At 71.7% G+C, this 19,135-nt stretch carries 14 protein-coding genes and 2 pseudogenes; 9 read left to right on the forward strand and 7 right to left on the reverse strand.

Going from position 1 to position 19,135, the window contains the following annotated elements; all coding sequences use genetic code 11:
• Positions 1-90 precede the first annotated feature (90 nt).
• Positions 91-879: a ferritin-like domain-containing protein gene (locus tag ACFC79_RS20890; protein ID WP_376242181.1), complete on the forward strand. Its 789-nt coding sequence runs from the start codon at positions 91-93 to the stop codon at positions 877-879.
• Between the two features lie 37 nt (positions 880-916).
• Here the strand turns inward: ACFC79_RS20890 and corA are convergent, their stop codons facing one another.
• The gene (corA, locus tag ACFC79_RS20895) at positions 917-1,912 is read right to left on the reverse strand and encodes a magnesium/cobalt transporter CorA (RefSeq protein ID WP_376242183.1); all 996 of its coding nucleotides are present in this window, start codon (positions 1,910-1,912) and stop codon (positions 917-919) included.
• Between the two features lie 123 nt (positions 1,913-2,035).
• Here corA and ACFC79_RS20900 point away from each other — a divergent pair, with 123 nt between their 5' ends.
• The 5 genes and pseudogenes from ACFC79_RS20900 to ACFC79_RS20920 all read left to right on the forward strand — a co-directional run.
• Entirely contained in the window at positions 2,036-2,758 is a 723-nt protein-coding gene (locus tag ACFC79_RS20900) for a histidine phosphatase family protein (protein WP_376242184.1), read from the forward strand.
• A gap of 118 nt (positions 2,759-2,876) precedes the next feature.
• Positions 2,877-3,467 (forward strand): DUF3090 domain-containing protein, encoded by a 591-nt coding sequence (locus ACFC79_RS20905; protein WP_376242186.1) that lies wholly within the window; start codon positions 2,877-2,879, stop codon positions 3,465-3,467.
• A complete protein-coding gene (locus ACFC79_RS20910) occupies positions 3,431-4,285 on the forward strand; it encodes an SCO1664 family protein (protein WP_376242188.1) in 855 nt (284 codons plus the stop codon). The genes ACFC79_RS20905 and ACFC79_RS20910 overlap by 37 nt, the downstream gene beginning before the upstream one ends.
• Positions 4,286-4,616: 331 nt before the next feature.
• Positions 4,617-5,846: a cysteine--1-D-myo-inosityl 2-amino-2-deoxy-alpha-D-glucopyranoside ligase gene (gene mshC, locus ACFC79_RS20915; RefSeq protein ID WP_376242190.1), complete on the forward strand. Its 1,230-nt coding sequence runs from the start codon at positions 4,617-4,619 to the stop codon at positions 5,844-5,846.
• 203 nt (positions 5,847-6,049) lie between these two features.
• Positions 6,050-6,421, forward strand: a pseudogene (locus ACFC79_RS20920) (DUF4968 domain-containing protein); the annotation flags it as partial.
• A 96-nt stretch (positions 6,422-6,517) separates the two neighbouring features.
• Here ACFC79_RS20920 and ACFC79_RS20925 read toward each other — a convergent pair.
• A complete protein-coding gene (locus tag ACFC79_RS20925) occupies positions 6,518-7,630 on the reverse strand; it encodes a PAC2 family protein (protein WP_376242192.1) in 1,113 nt (370 codons plus the stop codon).
• 271 nt (positions 7,631-7,901) lie between these two features.
• On the opposite strand from ACFC79_RS20925, the pseudogene ACFC79_RS20930 reads away from it, so the two are divergent.
• Positions 7,902-8,178: pseudogene (locus tag ACFC79_RS20930) on the forward strand (hypothetical protein); the annotation flags it as partial.
• 31 nt (positions 8,179-8,209) lie between these two features.
• On the opposite strand, the gene ACFC79_RS20935 reads toward ACFC79_RS20930, so the two are convergent.
• The 5 genes from ACFC79_RS20935 to ACFC79_RS20955 all read right to left on the reverse strand — a co-directional run bounded on the left by ACFC79_RS20935 (position 8,210) and on the right by ACFC79_RS20955 (position 14,364).
• On the reverse strand, positions 8,210-8,881 hold the full coding sequence (locus ACFC79_RS20935) for a FadR/GntR family transcriptional regulator (protein WP_376242194.1): 672 nt from the start codon (positions 8,879-8,881) through the stop codon (positions 8,210-8,212).
• A 270-nt stretch (positions 8,882-9,151) separates the two neighbouring features.
• A complete protein-coding gene (locus ACFC79_RS20940; protein WP_376242196.1) occupies positions 9,152-10,762 on the reverse strand; it encodes an FAD-dependent oxidoreductase in 1,611 nt (536 codons plus the stop codon).
• 6 nt (positions 10,763-10,768) lie between these two features.
• Positions 10,769-12,304, reverse strand: a complete 1,536-nt coding sequence (glpK, locus tag ACFC79_RS20945) for a glycerol kinase GlpK (protein WP_376242197.1) — start codon at positions 12,302-12,304, stop codon at positions 10,769-10,771.
• 71 nt (positions 12,305-12,375) lie between these two features.
• Positions 12,376-13,167: an MIP/aquaporin family protein gene (locus ACFC79_RS20950; protein ID WP_376242199.1), complete on the reverse strand. Its 792-nt coding sequence runs from the start codon at positions 13,165-13,167 to the stop codon at positions 12,376-12,378.
• 432 nt (positions 13,168-13,599) lie between these two features.
• A complete protein-coding gene (locus tag ACFC79_RS20955; RefSeq protein WP_376242201.1) occupies positions 13,600-14,364 on the reverse strand; it encodes an IclR family transcriptional regulator in 765 nt (254 codons plus the stop codon).
• A gap of 239 nt (positions 14,365-14,603) precedes the next feature.
• Here ACFC79_RS20955 and metH point away from each other — a divergent pair, with 239 nt between their 5' ends.
• Both metH and ACFC79_RS20965 read left to right on the forward strand, forming a co-directional pair.
• On the forward strand, positions 14,604-18,116 hold the full coding sequence (metH, locus tag ACFC79_RS20960) for a methionine synthase (RefSeq protein ID WP_376242203.1): 3,513 nt from the start codon (positions 14,604-14,606) through the stop codon (positions 18,114-18,116).
• A gap of 164 nt (positions 18,117-18,280) precedes the next feature.
• Complete coding sequence (locus tag ACFC79_RS20965) at positions 18,281-18,982, forward strand: HAD family hydrolase (protein WP_376242205.1); 702 nt, start codon at positions 18,281-18,283, stop codon at positions 18,980-18,982.
• Positions 18,983-19,135 lie beyond the last annotated feature (153 nt).

Genomic DNA, 19,135 nt, shown 5'->3' on the forward strand with positions numbered 1-19,135 from the left:
TCCGGCGTAGCCGGGGGCCGTTCGTGTTGCCCGCGAGGATGCGCCGCAGTTGACTGGCGGGGGTCGGACGCCGGTACGGAGGTGGCAGTGGTGCTCTCGGCGCGGAAGCTGTTCCAGGAGATCCTCGACGGGGACGAGTCGTTCCGGCTGTTCTGCTCCATCGCGGCAGGCGGGGAGTCCCAGGGCGGCTGGGAGAACGGCCGGATCGCGGCCCTCGTCCCGGAGAGCCAGCGGGCCCTGGCACCCAAGATCGCCCGGCACGGTGCGGACGAGGACAAGCACGGCCGGATCTTCGGCGCGCTGCTGAGGAAGCGGGGACTGAGCCCGGTCGAGGTTCCGCACGAGACCGACTACACGATGCTGCTGGAACGGCGCGGCATCGGCCTCGCCCACGAACGGCTGGTGCGGCAGGACCCCCTCTCCGAGCACGACATCATCACCTACCTCGCCCACAGCCGGGTCACCGAGCAGCGCGCCTCCGAACAGATGAGGCTGCTGCGCAGGCACTTCGCCGACCACCCCGACCTCGGCCGCGCGGTGCGGATGATCTCGAACGACGAGGACAACCACCTGGCCTACTGCCACGAGGAACTGCTGCGCCTCGCCCGCGCCGGGCACGGCCGCACGATCCAGCGCGTCCTGCGGCGGAGCGCGCTCGCGGAGATCCGGGTGTACCGCGACGTCAGCCTCGCCGTGATGGACCACATGGGCCGCATCCTGCGCTGGCCCCGCGCCAAGTCCGCCGCGCTGGCCGCCGGCATCCACGCGGTCCACGCGTACGAACGGCTCGGGGGGTGGCGGCGCATGGTGAGCCTGGAGCCGCCCGCGCGGTGCGACGCGCTGGGCGGGCCCGCGGACCGGGAGCCCGAGTTCGCCTGACCCGGGGGCGCCCGGAACCGTGCCCGACGGCCCTGCGTCAGAGCCAGCCGCGCCGCTTGAACTGCCGGTACAGGGCGAGGACCACCGCGCCCATCGACGCGATCACCGCCGGATAGGCCCATACCCAGCCGAGTTCCGGCATGTGCTCGAAGTTCATGCCGTAGATCCCGGCCACCATCGTCGGGACGGCGGCCATGGCGGCCCAGGCCGAGATCTTGCGCATGTCGTCGTTCTGCCGCACGCCCACCTGGGCCAGATGGGCGGACAGGATGTCGGAGAGCAGCCGGTCCAGACCCTCCACGTGCTCGTTGGCCCGTGTCAGATGGTCGCCCACGTCGCGGAAGAACGGCTGCGAGTGCTCGTGCACGAACGGGACGTCCGCGCCCGCCAGCCGGGCCATGGGGGCGACGAGCGGCCCGGCCGCCCGGCGGAACTCCATGATCTGCCGCTTGAACGTGTAGATGCGCGACGCGGTGTTCTTGGTGTCCTGGCCGCCGGTCGGCGCGAACACCTCGGTCTCCAGCTCCTCCAGGTCGGTCTGGAGCTCGCCCGCCACCTCCATGTAGTGGTCGACGACGGCGTCGCTGATCGCGTACAGCACTGCGGTCGGCCCGTGCCGCAGCACCTCCGGCTCGGCCTCCAGCCTGCGACGCACGGCGGCCAGCGGCGCGCCCTCCCCGTGCCGGACCGTCACGACGAAGGAGTCGCCGATGAACGCCATCAGCTCGTCGGTGGAGACCGTGTCGCTCAGGTGCTCGTACACCACCGGCTTGATGACCGCGAACAACGAGTCGTCGTACACCTCCAGCTTGGGCCGCTGGTGCGCGCTCAGGGCGTCCTCCACGGCCAGCGGGTGCAGCGCGAACTGGCTGCTGACGCGTTCGATCTCCCGCACCGTCGGCTCGTACAGCCCGATCCACAGGAACGCGTCCCCGGAGGACCTCGCCTCGGCCAGGGCCGCGGCGAGGTCGGAGGGGACCTCGGTCCGCCGCCCGTCCCGGTAGATGGCACAGTCCACTATCACGGCGCGCATTCTTCCCTGCCGGACCCCGCCGCGCATCCCGGTCCCGCAACGGCCGGGAAGCGCGGCGGGGGCGGGCCCCTCCTGCTCCCCGAGTCGCAAGCGGTCCGCGGGGCGGCCCGTACGCTGGGCCGTATGCCCACCCTGATCCTCGTACGCCATGGACGTTCCACCGCCAACACGACCGGGGTGCTCGCGGGCCGCACCCCCGGCGTCGCGCTCGACGAGCGCGGGACCGCACAGGCCGCGGCCCTGCCCGGACGGCTGGCCGCGCTGCCCCTCGCGGCCGCCGTCACCAGCCCCCTGCAACGCTGCCGGGAGACCCTGCGACCGCTGCTCGACGCCCGGCCCGGCCTGGTGCCGCACACCGAGGAGCGGATCAACGAGTGCGACTACGGCGACTGGTCGGGGCGCAAGCTCGCCGAACTCACCGACGAGCCGCTGATGGACGTCGTGCAGCGGCATCCGTCGGCCGCGGCGTTCCCCGGCGGCGAGTCCATGCGGGCCATGCAGGCACGTGCCGTGGACGCCGTACGGGACTGGAACGCGCGGATCGAGGCCGAGCACGGCGACGACACCGCCTACGTGATGTGCTCGCACGGCGACGTCATCAAGTCGCTCGTCGCCGACGCGCTCGGCATGCACCTCGACCTCTTCCAGCGGATCCACGTCGACCCCTGTTCGGTCACCGTGATTCGCTACACCCGGCTGCGGCCCTTCCTGCTGCGGCTCGGCGACACCGGGGACCTCGCCTCGCTGGCGCCGCGCGAGCCCGCCGACGGGACGGACCCGGGCACGCGCCCGGCGGCGGACGCCGACGCGGACGCGGCGGTCGGGGGCGGCGCTGGGGCACCGTGATCGCTCCGGGCAGTAGGGTGGACGCTCCGCGGGCGCCCGTTCCGGGGAGTACCGCCCGAACCCCGGCCGTTCCACCGCCGCTTCCCCATCCGCAGTCGATCTTCAAGGGAGACAGGACGTGTCCCGTCAGGTGTTCCTCTACGACCCCCCGGACCGCTTCGTGGCCGGTACGGTCGGGTTGCCTGGACGTCGTACGTTCTTCCTGCAGGCTTCCTCCGGCACCCGCGTCACCAGTGTGGCCCTGGAGAAGACTCAGGTCGCCGCGCTCGCCGAGCGCATCGACGAACTGCTCGACGAAGTGGTGCGGCGGACCGGCGGGGACTCACCGGTGCCCGCCGTCGCGCCGATGGACGTCACCGACACCGCACCCCTCGACGTCCCCGTCGAGGAGGAGTTCCGGGTCGGCACGATGGCGCTCGCCTGGGACGGCGAGGAACAGCGCATGATCGTCGAGGCGCAGGCACTGGTCGAGCTGGACGTGGACTCCGACGAGGACCTCGCGGAGGCCGAGGAGCGGCTGCTCCAGGACGAGGAGAACGGCCCGCCGATGCTCCGGGTCCGCCTCAGCGGCGCGCAGGCGCGTGCCTTCGCCAAGCGCGCGCTCGACGTCGTGAACGCCGGCCGCCCGCCGTGCCCGTTGTGCAGTCTGCCGCTCGACCCGGAGGGACACGTATGTCCGCGCCAGAACGGATACCGTCGCGGAGCCTGACCGACGCCGAGCTGCTCACGGTGCTCACCGAGGGCCGGCTCACCGTCCTCGGGCAGGTCCGCGGGGCGTCCAACGCGGTGCTCCACTGCACGGCCTCCCACCGGGGTGAGCAGGTGACCTGCGTCTACAAGCCCGTGGCCGGGGAACAGCCGCTGTGGGACTTCCCCGACGGGAACCTCGCCCGGCGCGAGGTCGCCGCCTACGAGCTCTCCGAGGCGACCGGCTGGGGGCTCATACCGGCCACCGTGCTGCGGGACGGCCCGTACGGCGAGGGCATGTGCCAGCTGTGGATCGACGCCGGGCCCGAGGACGACGGCCCCGACGGGGACGGCAGGGCCCCGCTGTTCGCGCTCGTGGACGACGAGGAGCCCGCCGAGGGCTGGAAGGCCGTCGCCCTCGCCGAGGTGGGGGAGGGCAGGACGGCCCTGCTGGTGCACGCGGACGATCCCGTCCTGCGCAGGATGGCGGTCCTCGACGCGCTGATCAACAACGGGGACCGCAAGGGCGGTCATCTGCTGCCCGTGGCCGGCGGCCGGATCTACGGCATCGACCACGGTGTGACCTTCAACACCGACGACAAACTGCGCACGCTGCTGTGGGGATGGGCGGGGGAGCCGTTGACGGCCGAGGCCGTCGGCGTCGTGGACCGGCTGGCCACGGAACTGGCGCCCGGCACCCCGCTCGTCACCCGGCTGGGCGAACTGATCACCGCGGCGGAGATCGAGGCGCTGCGGGGGCGCGTGACGGAGCTGCGGACCACCGGACGGTATCCCGAGCCGAGTGGCCGGTGGCCGGCCATCCCCTGGCCGCCGGTGTGACGTCCGTGGCCCGGCCGCGATCGGGCCCGGTGGCACGGGCGGGCCGTCGGCGCACCCGTCCCGTCCGGGGACGCGGCCCGTCGGCACGGGCCGCCGCCGCGCGGCGGCGGCGTACCCGTCCGAACGTTCCGTCGTCCGGGGAGAATCGGCCATTCCGGTGCACGGGCCGGAGTGACGGGCCGGACCTCTGAGGCGGCGGCGGTGCGGACGCCTCCGGCCGCTCGGCGGCCGAACCCCCGGCACACGGACCCCCGGTGCGCAAGACCGCCTCCTCGGCCACGATGCGGTATCCGGTTCGTATCCGGAACGTGCATCCGGTTACGCTCGTGGCATGCATGCCTGGCCCGCTTCTGAGGTCCCCGCCCTTCCCGGCAAGGGCCGCGACCTTCGGATCCACGACACCGCGACCGGCGGACGGATCACTCTCGACCCCGGTCCCGTCGCCCGCATCTACGTCTGCGGCATCACGCCGTACGACGCGACCCACATGGGTCATGCGGCGACCTACAACGCGTTCGACCTCGTTCAGCGCGTGTGGCTCGACACCAAGCGGCAGGTTCACTACGTCCAGAACGTGACGGACGTGGACGACCCGCTGCTGGAGCGGGCCGTGCGCGACGGCCAGGACTGGACCGAACTCGCCGAGCGCGAGACGGCCCTGTTCCGGGAGGACATGACAGCCCTGCGCATGCTCCCGCCGAAGCACTACATCGGCGCCGTGGAGGCGATACCGGGCATCGTCCCGCTCGTCGAACGGCTCCGGGACGCGGGCGCCGCCTACGAACTCGACGGCGACGTGTACTTCTCCGTCGAGACCGATCCGCACTTCGGCGGGGTCTCGAACCTCGACGCCGAGGCGATGCGGCTGCTGTCCGCCGAGCGCGGCGGCGACCCGGAGCGCCCCGGCAAGAAGAACCCGCTCGACCCGATGCTCTGGATGGCCGCCCGCGAGGGCGAGCCGAGCTGGGACGGCGCCTCGCTCGGCCCCGGCCGGCCCGGCTGGCACATCGAGTGCGTCGCCATCGCCCTGGACCACCTGGGCATGGGCTTCGACGTTCAGGGCGGCGGGTCCGACCTGGCCTTCCCGCACCACGAGATGGGTGCCTCGCACGCCCAGGTGCTGACCGGCGAGTACCCCTTCGCCCAGGCATACGTGCACGCCGGCATGGTCGGTCTGGACGGCGAGAAGATGTCCAAGTCCCGGGGCAATCTGGTCTTCGTCTCGCGGCTGCGCCGCGATGGCGTGGACCCGGCGGCGATCCGCCTGGCCCTGCTGGCGCACCACTACCGGTCCGACTGGGAGTGGACCGACCAGGTGCTCGCCGACGCGGTCGACCGGCTCGGGCGCTGGCGTTCCGCCGTCTCCCGGCCCGACGGACCGTCCGCCGAGGCCCTTGTCGAGGAGGTCCGCGAGGCCCTCGCCGACGACCTGGACGCACCGGCGGCGCTGGTCGCCGTGGACCGCTGGGCCGAGCGGCAGCACGCCGAGGGCGGTACGGACGAGGGCGCGCCCGGACTCGTCTCGCGCACCGTCGACGCCCTGCTGGGCGTCGCCCTGTAGGACCGTCACCTGCGCGCTCCGCCGTGTACGCGGGAACGGACGATCCACCCGCCGCATCCGCCGAACCGGCCCCGGACTTCTCCACGAAGTTCGGGGCCGGTTCCGTTTTGTCCGTGGTCAAGTGCTCGATCCTGCGCCAAAAGTGCTCTACGCAATCATCAACGCGCATCAGAACGGGGGCAGTTGCAGCCCTGCTGGGGTTGATGGCCGTCTTCACGGGGCCCGGCGCCGACCGGGCCGACGCCGCCGGATCCGACACCGCCGGATCCGACACCGCCACGGTCGGCGACGTCACCGGGTTCTCCGCCGACGGACCCGTCCACCACCTGCGGGCCGGCACTGCCGAGGTCCGCGTCGGCTTCGTCTCCGCCGAGACCTTCCGCGTCGAGCTCGCCCCGGACGGCACGTTCACGGACCCGACCGGCGACGACATCGTCCTGCCGCAGGGCGCCGCGCCCCGCACCCGGTGGAAGGATCGGGGCGACCGTTACGAACTGTCCACCGACAGCCTCACCCTGCGCGCCTACAAGGCGCCGCTGCGCTTCGCGCTGTACCGGGCGGACGGAACCCGGCTGGAGCGCGGCGCGGTTCACGTGCTCCTGACCTGAGCGGACGGCACCGGGGCGCCGGGCGGGGCACGTTCCACCCCGCCCGGCTGCCCGCCGGCCGTGTCAGTCCTCCGGGGAGTCTCCCGGCGGGTCCTGCGCGGCGCTGCCGCCGGATCCGCCCGGGGAGTCGCCGGAGCCGTCGCGGGACGTGCCGGAGCCGTCCGCGTCGTCGCCCCGACCGCCGGGACCGTTCGCGGACGGTGTGCCGGGCCCCGGCTCGCCCTCCGTCTCCGGCCGCGGTGGCCTCGGCGGGCGGGTCCGGCCGCCGGGGGTCTCGCGCAGGTACGAGATGTCGCCGCTCTCCGTCGCGTGGCCGCCGGGGCCCTGGCCGGGACCGACGTCCCGGCGGCGCAGGTAGCGCTCGAACTCCCGGGCGATGGCCTCGCCGCTGGCCTCGGGGAGCTCCGCGGTGTCCCGGGCCTCCTCCAGCGTCTGCACGTACTCCGCCACTTCGCTGTCCTCGGCGGCCAGCTGATCGACGCCGAGCTGCCAGGCGCGGGCGTCCTCGGGCAGTTCGCCGAGGGGGATGCGCAGACCGATGAGGTCCTCCAGGCGGTTGAGCAGCGCGAGCGTCGCCTTGGGGTTGGGCGGCTGCGACACGTAGTGCGGCACCGCCGCCCACAGGCTGACCGCGGGCACGCCCGCGTGGGTGCATGCCTCCTGGAGGATGCCGACGATGCCCGTCGGACCCTCGTACCGGGTCTCCTCCAGGTCCATGGTCCTGGCCAGGTCCGGGTCGGAGGTGACACCGCTGACCGGCACCGGGCGGGTGTGCGGCGTGTCGCCGAGCAGCGCACCCAGGATCACCACCATCTCCACACCCAGCTCGTGCGCGAAGCCCAGGAGCTCGTTGCAGAACGAGCGCCAGCGCATCGACGGCTCGATACCGCGGACCAGGACGAGATCGCGGGGCTTCTCGCCGCCGACGCGGACCACGGAGAGCCGGGTGGTCGGCCAGGTGATCTTGCGTACCCCGCCGTCCAGCCAGATCGTCGGCCGGTTGACCTGGAAGTCGTAGTAGTCCTCGGCGTCCAGCGCCGCGAAGACCTCGCCCTTCCATTCCCGGTCCAGGTGCGCGACCGCCGTGGAAGCGGCGTCACCTGCGTCGTTCCACCCCTCGAACGCGGCCACCATGACCGGGTCGATCAGCTCGGGAACCCCCTCGAGCTCGATCACCCAGGCCTCCTTCCGAAGTTCCCTTGCGTACGCAACAACCTTACGGCTTCCGGTCACTTCCGACGCAGCCCTCGCACACAGCCGGCCGAACCCGCCCCGCGACGGTGCATCACCGGTCGAATCGGGACACAGACCTCCGGATACATCCGAGCTGTGTCGCGAAAATTCCGCCCCGACCCTGGAATGGGGGATGCGGTGGGCGCTATACATCGGATGGCCAGAACAGAGGTCCGATGTTATGTCGCTGGGAGCGCACATAAGTCGGACCGTCATGGATTTCGACGTCCACGACATCCGTTTTCCGACCTCGGAACTCGGAGACGGCTCGGATGCCATGAACCCCGACCCCGACCACTCGGCCGCCTGCGTCGTGCTGCGCACCGGACCTCGCCGCGAAGCCGGCGGGCAAGCCGGTGTGGGGGTTCCTCGCCGCGACGAGCCCTCAGGAGCCGGTCTCCCCGGTGGACTTCCGCCACCTCGGCGACGACCTCACCCCCGGCGAGGCACCGGCCGTGCAGCGAGCCGCCGACCCGGGCCGGGCGGGCCGACGGGGGCCGCCCGGTCGGCCCGGGGCGCGTGTCAGAGCGTCGACCGCAGCCACTGCTCCACGCTCGCCACGTGCACCGTCGCCCAGGCCCGTGCGGCCTCCGCGTCCCGGTCGCGCAGCGCCGACACGATCGCCCGGTGCTCCCGGAGTGTCCGGCCGACCGCGTCCTCCTGCGTCAGGCCGCGCCAGACCCGGGCCCGGGTCGTCGGCCCCGACAGCCCGTCGAGCAGCGAGCAGAGCACCGAGTTCCCGGACGACCGCACGATGCCGCGGTGGAACTCCAGGTCGCAGGCGACCAGTTCCTCCACCGAGGGCTGCGTTCCCAGGGCGTCCAACTGGGAGCTCAGCACGTCCAGTTGTTCCTCGCTGATGTGGGCGGCCGCCATCGCCGTCGCCGCCGGCTCCAGGATCCGGCGCACCGCGAGGAACTCCAGCACCGTGTCGTCGCGGTGGAAGTCCACCACGAAGCTCAGCGCCTCCAGCAACAACTGCGGATCGAGGCTGGTCACGTATGTGCCGTCGCCCTGCCGCACGTCGAGGATCCGGATCAGGGACAGGGCGCGCACCGCCTCGCGCAGGGAATTGCGGGAGAGTCCCAGCTCCGCCGCGAGTTCGCTCTCCTTGGGGAGTCGGTCGCCGGGGCGCAGCGCACCCGAGACGATCATTCCCTTGATCTTCTCGATCGCCTCGTCGGTGACAGCCATGACGGTCCTCCTGGATACGAACGGGATCAGACATCCGATGTATCCCCACATTACGCGGATCGGGAGGGGTTCAGGGGCAACGCATCACGCATGGTGACGGGGCGGACTCGGTGCCTCCGCGGCGATCCGGAACGCGGCGTCGTGAACGCGGCGTCGTACCCGGCCCGGCCCTCCGGGCGGGGCCGGCAGGACCGGGCGCGTGCCGAGCGGCGGTCGGGGCGGCCCGATTCCCCGGACCGCCCCGACCGCCGCTCGTGCCCCCGCGCAGCGTCAGCCCCGGTCGCGGAGCACGGCCTCGACGCCGGCCCGGACCTCGTCCGTGGCCAGGCCCCGGATCGTCAGCGTGGTGCGGCGGCGCAGCACGTCGTCCGCGGTCTCGGCCCACTCGTGGTCGCGGGCGTAGACGACCTGGGCCCAGATCTCCGGCGCGTCGGGATGGACGCGTTCGGCCAGCGCCGGGTTCTCGTTCGCCAGCCGGGCGATGTCGAAGGAGAGCGAGCCGTAGTGCGTGGCGAGGTGTCGCGCCGTGTCGGCCGCCATTCGCGGGCCGGGCGCGGTGCCGTCGACGAGCAGCCGGTGCGCCACCGCGTTCGGGTTGGCGATGCCCGGCAGCGGAAGCTTCCTGGGCAGGCGCGCGATCGGCTCCATGTCGTCCGCCAGGGGGTGTCCGGGGAGCGCGGCCAGCTTGTTCATCACCGTGCGGCCGATGTGGCGGAAGGTCGTCCACTTGCCGCCCGCGACCGACAGCATGCCGCCGCGGCCCTCCGTCACGACCGTCTCGCGCTTGGCCTTGGACGTGTCGCCGGGTCCGCCGGGCAGCACCCGCAGACCCGCGAAGGAGTACGTGATCAGGTCGCGCGACAGCTGCTGGTCCCTGATCGAGAACGCCGCCTCGTCAAGGATCTGCGCGGTGTCCTTCTCGTTCACCGCGACGTCCGCCGGATCGCCCTCGTACTCCTCGTCCGTCGTGCCGAGCAGCAGCATGTCCTCCCACGGCAGGGCGAAGGTGATGCGGTACTTGTCGATGGGCGTGGCGAGCGCCGCCTTCCACGGGCGGGTGCGCTTCAGTACCAGGTGGGCGCCCTTGGACAGGCGTATGGAGGGGGCCGCGGCCGGGTCCTCCATCTTCCGCAGGTGGTCGACCCACGGGCCGGTGGCGTTCAGCACCAGGCGGGCGTTCACGCCGAACTCCGCACCGTCCACGCGGTCCCGGAGCTCGGCGCCCGTCACCCGGCCCCGGGTGAACCGGAGTCCGGTGACCTCGGCGTGGTTCAGTACCACCGCACCCGCCTCGACGGCCGCGCGGACCGTCATCAGCGCCATCCGGGCGTCGTTCATCTGGTCGTCGCCGTAGACCGCGACGGCCCGCAGGTTGTCCGTGCGCAGCTCCGGCACGTCGCGCCGCGCCCTGGCCGGGCTGATCACGTGCCCGACCCCGTCGCCGAACGCGGAGAGCGCCGAGTACGCGAACACGCCCGCACCGAGCTTGGCCGCGCCGTGCGGGCCGCCCTTGTACACCGGCAGGTAGAACGTGAGTGGATTGGCCAGGTGCGGGGCCACCTGACGGGACACTGCACGGCGCTCGAAGTGGTTCTCCGCGACCAGCTTCACCGCGCCGGTCTGCAGGTAGCGCAGACCGCCGTGGAGCAGCTTGGAGGAGGCGGAGGAAGTGGCGCCGGCGAAGTCGCCGGCGTCCACCAGGGCCACCCGCAGCCCGGACTGCGCGGCGTGCCAGGCCGTGGAGATGCCCAGGATGCCGCCACCGATCACCAGGAGGTCGTACGCCGCCCCGGCCAGCTGCTCCCGGGTCTCGGCGCGGCTCGGAAGGGATCCGGAGGCCGGGTGTGTCCCGAGTGCCGGGACGGTCTGCGGGGTGGTCATCGCTTCTTACTCCTCGACTGTGCTGTCGTCGATCCAGCCCATGGTCCGTTCCACGGCCTTGAGCCAGTTCTTGTACTCCCGGTCGCGGGTGTCCGCGGCCATGCGGGGTGTCCACTCGGCGGCCCGGCGCCAGTTGGCGCGCAGCGCGTCGGTGTCCGGCCAGAAGCCGACGGCGAGGCCGGCGGCGTAGGCGGCGCCGAGGCAGGTGGTCTCGGCGACCATGGGCCGCACCACGGGCGCGTCCAGGAAGTCGGCGAGCGTCTGCATCAGCAGGTTGTTGGACGTCATGCCGCCGTCGACCTTCAGGGCGGCCAGCTCGACGCCGGAGTCCTTGGTCATGGCGTCGGTGATCTCACGGGTCTGCCAGGCGGTCGCCTCCAGGACCGCACGGGCGATGTGCGCCTTGGTGACGTACCTGGTCAGACCGGCGATGACGCCGCGGGCGTCGGAGCGCCAGTACGGGGCGAACAGGCCCGAGAACGCGGGCACGAAGTAGGTGCCGCCGTTGTCCTCCACCGAGGACGCCAGGGTCTCGATCTCGGCCGCGGACTTGATCAGCCCCATCTGGTCGCGCATCCACTGCACCAGCGAGCCGGTGACGGCGATGGAGCCCTCCAGGGCGTAGACCGGCTTCTGGTCGCCGATCCGGTATCCCACGGTCGTCAGCAGCCCGTTGTACGAGTTGACGGGGCGTTCACCGGTGTTCATCAGCATGAAGGTGCCGGTGCCGTACGTGGACTTGGCCTCCCCCTCGGAGAAGCAGGTCTGGCCGAACAGGGCGGCCTGCTGGTCGCCGAGCGCGGAGGCGACCGGGACGCCGTCCAGGACACCGCCCTTCGCGGTGCCGTACACCTCGGCGGAGGAGCGGATCTCGGGCAGTACGCCCGCCGGGATCTCCATGGAGGCGAGGATCTTCTCGTCCCACGCCAGGGTGTGCAGGTTCATCAGGAGGGTGCGCGAGGCGTTGGTGACGTCGGTGACGTGGACGCCGCCGTCCGTGCCGCCGGTCAGGTTCCAGATGATCCAGGAGTCCATCGTGCCGAACAGCAGGTCGCCCCGCTCGGCGCGCTCGCGCAGCCCCTCGACGTTGTCCAGCAGCCAGCGGACCTTGGGGCCGGCGAAGTAGGAGGCGAGCGGCAGACCGGTCTCGCGGCGGAAGCGGTCCTGGCCCACGTTGCGGCCGAGTTCCTTGCACAGCGCGTCGGTGCGGGTGTCCTGCCAGACCAGCGCGTTGTGGACGGGCTCACCGGTGTGCCGGTCCCAGAGCAGCGTCGTCTCGCGCTGGTTGGTGATGCCGATCGCCTTCACGTCGGCGGCGGTGATGCCCGCCTTGACGACGGCGCCCGCCACGACCTCCTGGACGTTCTCCCAGATCTCGGTCGCGTCGTGCTCGACCCAGCCGGGCTTCGGGAAGATCTGTTCGTGCTCCTTCTGGTCGACGGAGACGATCCGGCCGTCCTTGTCGAAGACGATGCAGCGGCTGGAGGTGGTGCCCTGGTCGATGGCCGCGATGAACGGGCCGGTGGTGTGTGCGTCGGTCACGGTGTGCTCCCGGAGGTCTGTGTGGTCCTGAGATGTGCGGCTCGGTGTGTCGCGGTGCTCGTCCGTCACGGTCACGCGAAGGCGACGTTGTAGAGCCCGCCCGCGATCGCGCCGCCGATGAGCGGTCCGACGACCGGGATCCATGCGTAGCCCCAGTCGGAACCGCCCTTGTTCGGCAGCGGCAGCAGCGCGTGCACGATACGCGGGCCGAGGTCGCGAACCGGATTGATCGCGTAACCCGTCGGGCCGCCGAGCGAGAGACCGATGCCGACGACGACCAGCGCGGTGATCAGGGCGCCGAGAGTACCGAGGCCGTTTCCGTCGTTGTTGAGGCCCTGGGTGAGGATCGCCAGCACCAGTACCACGGTGGCGATGACCTCGGTGACGAGGTTCTGCACCGCGTTCCGGATCTCGGGACCGGTCGAGAAGATGCCCAGCACCGGGCCCGCCTCCGGGGCCGAGGCCCGGTCGGCCATGGCCTCCTCACCCGACTGGGTGCCCGTGATCTCCGGATCCGTGAGGTGCGCCCGGAACTGGCCGTAGTACGTCAGCCAGACCAGCACGGCGCCGATCATCGCGCCGAGCAGCTGGGCGCCGAGATACAGCGGTACGTCGCCCCACGCGGTGCCGCCCTCGATCGCGAGACCGATCGTGACCGCCGGGTTGAGATGTGCGCCGGACACGCCGCCGGCCAGGTACGCGCCGGTCAGCACCGCGAAACCCCACCCGAAGGTGACGGCGAGCCAGCCGGCGTTCTGCGCCTTGGAGCGCTTGAGCGTGACGGCGGCACAGACACCACCGCCGAGCAGGATGAGCACGGCGGTACCGATGGTCTCGCCGATGAAGATGTCGGAGCTGGACACCCGCGACTCCTTTGTCCTTGGTCCAGGGAAGCCGAACCCCGGGTCCCTCCGGTGGTCCGCGCCCTCACATGAGGGCGTTGTCCGGCCCGTGGCGCTGTCACACCCTAACGCCTGTTTTCGTTAGTTGTTCGACAATGCCGACCGATGAACGGCAATGCTTCCCTCAGGGTCGTTCAGGCGTCAAGAGTTGTGTGGCGCAAAACTCGATCGTTACCGTCGCCCGGGGGCCGAACGGCGGCGAGGTGTGCGCGCGGCGGGACGGGGGGCGGGGCGCGGGCGTCAAGGGGTTGTGCGGGCGCGACAGGGTGTGCGGGCGTGGGGCGAGACATGCGGGCACGAGAGTCGTGCGGGCGCGGCGGGGTCTGCGGGCGCGAGAGGGTTGTGCGGGCGCGGCAAGGCGTGCGGCGGGGTGCGGCGGCGGTCGCCGCCGGGTCAGAAGCGCCGGGCGCCCAGATCGCGGGAGACCGCCCGCGCGCAGTCCCGCACCGCCGCGATCAGCTCGGGCCGCAGTTCCCCGTTCGCGCAGACCCGCTCCACCGCCCCGGTCACGGCCACCGCGCCCACCGGCATCCGGCGCCGGTCGTGGACCGGGGCCGCCACCGCGGCCACGCCCTCCCAGGTCTCCTCCACGTCCGCCGCCCAGCCGCGGGCCCGGACCAGGTCCAGCAGCGACTCGAACTCCTCCGCGCCGGTCACCGTGTGCGGGGTGAAGGACTGCCGCTCGGCCTCCAGGGCCTCGGTGTGCGCCACCGGGTCGTACGCGGCCAGCACCTTGCCCAGCGCCGTGGAGTGCAGCGGCTGCATGGCCCCGACCTCCAGGACCTGGCGGCTGTCGTCGGGCCGGAAGACGTGGTGGACGATCAGCACGCCCTGCTGGTGGAGCACGCCGAGGTGGGCGCTCTCGCCGCTGGAACGGGCGAGGTCGTCGGTCCAGACGAGGGCGCGGGCCCGCAGTTCGTGGACGTCCAGGTAGCTGTTGCCCAGCCGCAGCAGCTCGGCGCCCAGCTGGTAGCGGCCGGACGCGGTGTCCTGCTCGACGAAGCCCTCGTGCTGGAGCGTGCGCAGGATGCCGTGCGCGGTCCCCTTGGCCAGGCCCAGCGAAGAGGCGATGTCGGACAGGCCCAGCCGACGCTCACCACCTGCCAGCAGGCGCAGCATCGCCGCCGCCCGCTCCAGCGACTGGATGTTCTTGGCCATCGCGCCGTACTCCTCCACCTCGGTTCGACAATGCTGAACACTATCGGCCGATGTCGACCCTCGCTCGATCACGGAGGAAAACCGCGGCACCGCTGAGATCCGGACATCGCCCCGCACAGCATGCCGTCCGGTTCGTGGGACGGAGTGACGGACCCGGCCGCCGCCCGGCTACGCTGGCGTGGTGCGGCCTCCACCGAGGGCGCAAAGCCGACAGCCGTCGCATTCCAGGGAGCACATCCATGGCCTCGTTGCCGACCCCTTCCGCCGACAGCCGGAACCGCGCAGAAGCCCTGCGTCGAGCACTCGCCACCCGGGTGGTGGTGGCCGACGGTGCCATGGGCACCATGCTCCAGGCGCAGGACCCGACCCTTGAGGACTTCCAGAACCTCGAGGGCTGCAACGAGATCCTCAACGTCACCCGGCCCGACATCGTGCGCTCCGTGCACCGGGAGTACTTCGCCGTCGGCGTGGACTGCGTGGAGACGAACACCTTCGGGGCCAACGCCTCGGCCCTGGGCGAGTACGACATCCCCGAGCGCATCCACGAGCTCTCCGAGTCCGGCGCCCGCATCGCCCGCGAGGTCGCCGACGAGTTCACCGCGTCCACCGGACAGCAGCGCTGGGTGCTCGGCTCCATGGGCCCCGGCACCAAGCTGCCGACCCTGGGCCACGCCCCGTACACCGTGCTGCGCGACGGCTTTCAGCGCAACGCCGAGGGTCTGATCGCCGGCGGCGCGGACGCGCTGATCATCGAGACGACGCAGGACCTCCTCCAGACCAAGGCCGCCGTGCTGGGCGCCCGGCGGGCCCTGGAGGCGCTGGGCAGCGACCTGCTGGTGCTGTGCTCGCTGGCGTTCGAGACCACTGGGACCATGCTGCTCGGCTCCGAGATCGGGGCCGCGCTCACCGCGCTGGAGCCGCTCGGCGTCGACATGATCGGCCTCAACTGCTCGACCGGCCCCGCCGAGATGAGCGAGCATCTGCGCTACCTCACGCGCCACTCCCGCATCCCGCTGCTCTGCATGCCCAATGCCGGTCTGCCGGTGCTCACCAAGGACGGTGCGCACTTCCCGCTCGGCCCCGAGGGGCTCGCCGACGCCCAGGAGACGTTCGTCCAGGAGTACGGCCTCTCCCTGGTGGGCGGCTGCTGCGGTACGACCCCGGCGCACCTGCGGGAGCTCGTGGAGCGCGTCCGCGGCGCGGACATCGCCCCGCGCGACCCCCGGCCCGAGCCCGGTGCCGCCTCCCTCTACCAGACCGTCCCGTTCCGCCAGGACACCTCGTACCTCGCGATCGGCGAGCGCACCAACGCCAACGGCTCCAAGAAGTTCCGCGAGGCGATGCTGGAGGCCCGCTGGGACGACTGCGTGGAGATGGCACGCGACCAGATCCGCGAGGGCGCGCACATGCTCGACCTGTGCGTGGACTACGTCGGCCGCGACGGCGTCGCCGACATGGAGGAACTGGCCGGACGCTTCGCCACCGCCTCCACCCTGCCGGTCGTGCTGGACTCCACCGAGGTGCCGGTCCTCCGCGCCGGCCTGGAGAAGCTCGGGGGCCGGGCCGTCCTCAACTCCGTCAACTACGAGGACGGCGACGGACCCGAGTCGCGCTTCGCCAAGGTCGCCGGGCTGGCCGCCGAGCACGGCGCCGCGCTGATCGCCCTGACGATCGACGAGGAGGGCCAGGCCCGCACCGTCGAGCACAAGGTCGCCGTCGCCGAGCGGCTGATCGCGGACCTGACCGGCAACTGGGGCATCCGCGAGTCGGACATCCTCATCGACTGCCTCACCTTCACCATCTGCACCGGCCAGGAGGAGTCCCGCGGCGACGGCATCGCCACCATCGGCGCCATCCGCGAACTGAAGAAGCGCCACCCCGACGTGCAGACCACGCTCGGCCTGTCCAACATCTCCTTCGGGCTCAACCCGGCCGCCCGCACGGTCCTCAACTCGGTCTTCCTCGACGAGTGCGTCAAGGCCGGTCTCGACTCCGCGATCGTGCACGCCTCCAAGATTCTCCCGATCGCACGCCTCGACGAGGAGCAGGTGAAGGTCGCCCTCGACCTGATCCACGACCGCCGCGCCGAGGGCTACGACCCGCTCCAGAAGCTGATGCAGCTCTTCGAGGGCGTCAGCACCAAGTCGATGAAGGCCGGCAAGGCCGAGGAACTCGCCGCGCTGCCGCTCGACGAGCGCCTCAAGCGCCGCATCATCGACGGTGAGAAGAACGGCCTGGAGACCGACCTCGACGAGGCTCTGCTCACCCGTCCCGCGCTCGACATCGTCAACGACACCCTGCTCGACGGCATGAAGGTGGTCGGAGAGCTCTTCGGCTCCGGCCAGATGCAGCTGCCGTTCGTGCTCCAGTCCGCCGAGGTCATGAAGTCCGCGGTGGCCCACCTGGAGCCGCACATGGAGAAGTCCGACGCCGAGGGCAAGGGCACCATCGTCCTGGCCACCGTGCGCGGCGACGTCCATGACATCGGCAAGAACCTCGTCGACATCATCCTGTCGAACAACGGCTTCAACGTCGTCAACCTCGGCATCAAGCAGCCCGTCTCCGCGATCCTGGAGGCGGCCGAGGAGCACAAGGCCGACGTCATCGGCATGTCCGGCCTCCTGGTGAAGTCCACCGTGATCATGAAGGAGAACCTGGAGGAGCTGAACCAGCGCAAGCTGGCCGCGGTCTACCCGGTGATCCTCGGCGGTGCCGCGCTCACCCGGGCCTACGTCGAGCAGGACCTGCACGAGCTGTACGAGGGCGAGGTCCGCTACGCCCGCGACGCGTTCGAGGGGCTGCGCCTGATGGACGCGCTGATCGCGGTCAAGCGCGGCGTTCCCGGTGCGGCCCTCCCCGAGCTCAAGCAGCGCCGGGTGCCCAGGCGCGACACCGCCGTGCCGGAGGTCGACGAGCCGGAGGAGGGCGTGCGCTCCGACGTCGCCGTCGACAACCCCGTCCCCGAGCCCCCGTTCTGGGGCACCCGGGTCGTCAAGGGCATCCAGCTCAAGGAGTACGCGTCCTGGCTGGACGAGGGCGCCCTGTTCAAGGGCCAGTGGGGCCTCAAGCAGACCCGCGCCGGTGACGGTCCCACCTACGAGGAGCTGGTGGAGACCGAGGGCCGCCCGCACCTGCGCGGCTGGCTCGACAAGCTGCACACCGAGAACCTGCTGGAGGCCGCCGTGGTCTACGGCTACTTCCCGTGCGTCTCCAAGGGCGACGACCTGATCCTGCTCCACGAGGACGGCTCCGAGCGCACTCGTTTCACCTTCCCGCGCCAGCGCCGGGGCCGCCGCCTCTGCCTCGCGGACTTCTTCCGGCCCGAGGAGTCCGGTGAGACGGATGTGATCGGCCTCCAGGTCGTCACCGTCGGCTCGAAGATCGGCGGCGAGACCGCCAAGCTCTTCGAGGCCAACTCCTACCGCGACTACCTGGAGCTGCACGGCCTGTCCGTGCAGCTCGCCGAGGCGCTCGCCGAGTACTGGCACGCCCGGGTCCGCTCCGAGCTCGGCTTCGGCGGCGAGGACCCGGCCGACGTCGAGGACATGTTCGCGCTGAAGTACCGCGGCGCGCGCTTCTCGCTGGGCTACGGGGCCTGCCCCGATCTGGAGGACCGCGCGAAGATCGCCGATCTGCTGCGGCCCGAGCGGATCGGGGTGCACCTCTCGGAGGAGTTCCAGCTGCATCCGGAGCAGTCCACCGACGCGATCGTGATCCATCACCCCGAGGCGAAGTACTTCAACGCGCGGTAGCCCTCCGTTCAACGCGCGGTAGCCCTCCGTTCAACGCGCGGTGGCACGCTGTTCGACGCGCGGTGGCGCGCCACGACGTACACTGGTCGGTCCAGTGCAGGCCGGTCGCCCTTCCCACGGGAAGTGGCGGCCGGCCTTCTCGTCCCTCACGGAAGGTGTGCCGGATGACCAGTACGGTCCCCGCGTCCATGACCCGCACGGCCGACGGTGCCGCGCTGCGGGCCGTCCTGCTCGACATGGACGGCACCCTCGTCGACACCGAGGGCTTCTGGTGGGACGCCGAGGTGGAGGTCTTCGCGGAACTCGGGCACCAGCTCGACGAGGCGTGGCGCGAGGTGGTCGTGGGCGGCCCGATGACCCGCAGCGCCGGCTACCTGATGGACGTCACCGGCGCGGACATCACCCTGCCCGAGCTGACCGTGCTGCTCAACGACGGCTTCGAGAGGCGTATCGACCGCGGAGTGCCGCTGATGCCGGGCGCCGAGCGGCTGCTCACCGAGCTGGCCCGCCACGACATCCCCACCGCCCTGGTATCCGCCTCGCACCGGCGGATCATCGACCGGGTGCTGGACTCGGTGGGCCACCACCACTTCGCCCTCACCGTCGCCGGTGACGAGGTCACCCGCACCAAGCCGCATCCGGAGCCCTACCTGACCGCGGCCTCCGGCTTCGGGGCGGCGCCCGAGTACTGCGCGGTCATCGAGGACACCGCGACAGGCGTGGCAGCCGCGGAGGCCGCGGGCTGCCGGGTGGTCGCCGTCCCGTCCGTCGCGCCGATCGCCCCCGCGAGCGGCCGCGCGGTCGTGCGTTCGCTGGAGGACGTCGATCTCGCCTTCCTCCGGGGACTGATCGACGGAACGCGGTGATCCGCGACCCGGGAGCGCCACGGGAGGGCAGGGGCCGCGGATATGAGCATTGTCACGACATCGGTGCCCCCGAGGCGTTTCACGCAGCTCCACGAGACCCGTCACCGGGCAGGGAAATGTCCCATTGAATCCCCTTCCGGGGCAAAGATTCCG

The sequence above is a fragment of the Streptomyces sp. NPDC056061 genome (assembly GCF_042266885.1).
Lineage (GTDB): Bacteria > Actinomycetota > Actinomycetes > Streptomycetales > Streptomycetaceae > Streptomyces.

Excerpts from the sequence above, each read along its gene's own strand:
- ACFC79_RS20900 (WP_376242184.1), top strand. The coding sequence starts at position 2,036 with ATGCCCACCCTGATCCTCGTACGCCATGGACGTTCCACCGCCAACACG.
- corA (WP_376242183.1), bottom strand. The coding sequence starts at position 1,912 with ATGCGCGCCGTGATAGTGGACTGTGCCATCTACCGGGACGGGCGGCGG.
- ACFC79_RS20955 (WP_376242201.1), bottom strand. The coding sequence starts at position 14,364 with ATGGCCAAGAACATCCAGTCGCTGGAGCGGGCGGCGGCGATGCTGCGC.
- ACFC79_RS20940 (WP_376242196.1), bottom strand. The coding sequence starts at position 10,762 with ATGACCACCCCGCAGACCGTCCCGGCACTCGGGACACACCCGGCCTCC.
- ACFC79_RS20965 (WP_376242205.1), top strand. The coding sequence starts at position 18,281 with ATGACCAGTACGGTCCCCGCGTCCATGACCCGCACGGCCGACGGTGCC.
- ACFC79_RS20910 (WP_376242188.1), top strand. The coding sequence starts at position 3,431 with ATGTCCGCGCCAGAACGGATACCGTCGCGGAGCCTGACCGACGCCGAG.
- metH (WP_376242203.1), top strand. The coding sequence starts at position 14,604 with ATGGCCTCGTTGCCGACCCCTTCCGCCGACAGCCGGAACCGCGCAGAA.
- ACFC79_RS20935 (WP_376242194.1), bottom strand. The coding sequence starts at position 8,881 with ATGGCTGTCACCGACGAGGCGATCGAGAAGATCAAGGGAATGATCGTC.
- mshC (WP_376242190.1), top strand. The coding sequence starts at position 4,617 with ATGCATGCCTGGCCCGCTTCTGAGGTCCCCGCCCTTCCCGGCAAGGGC.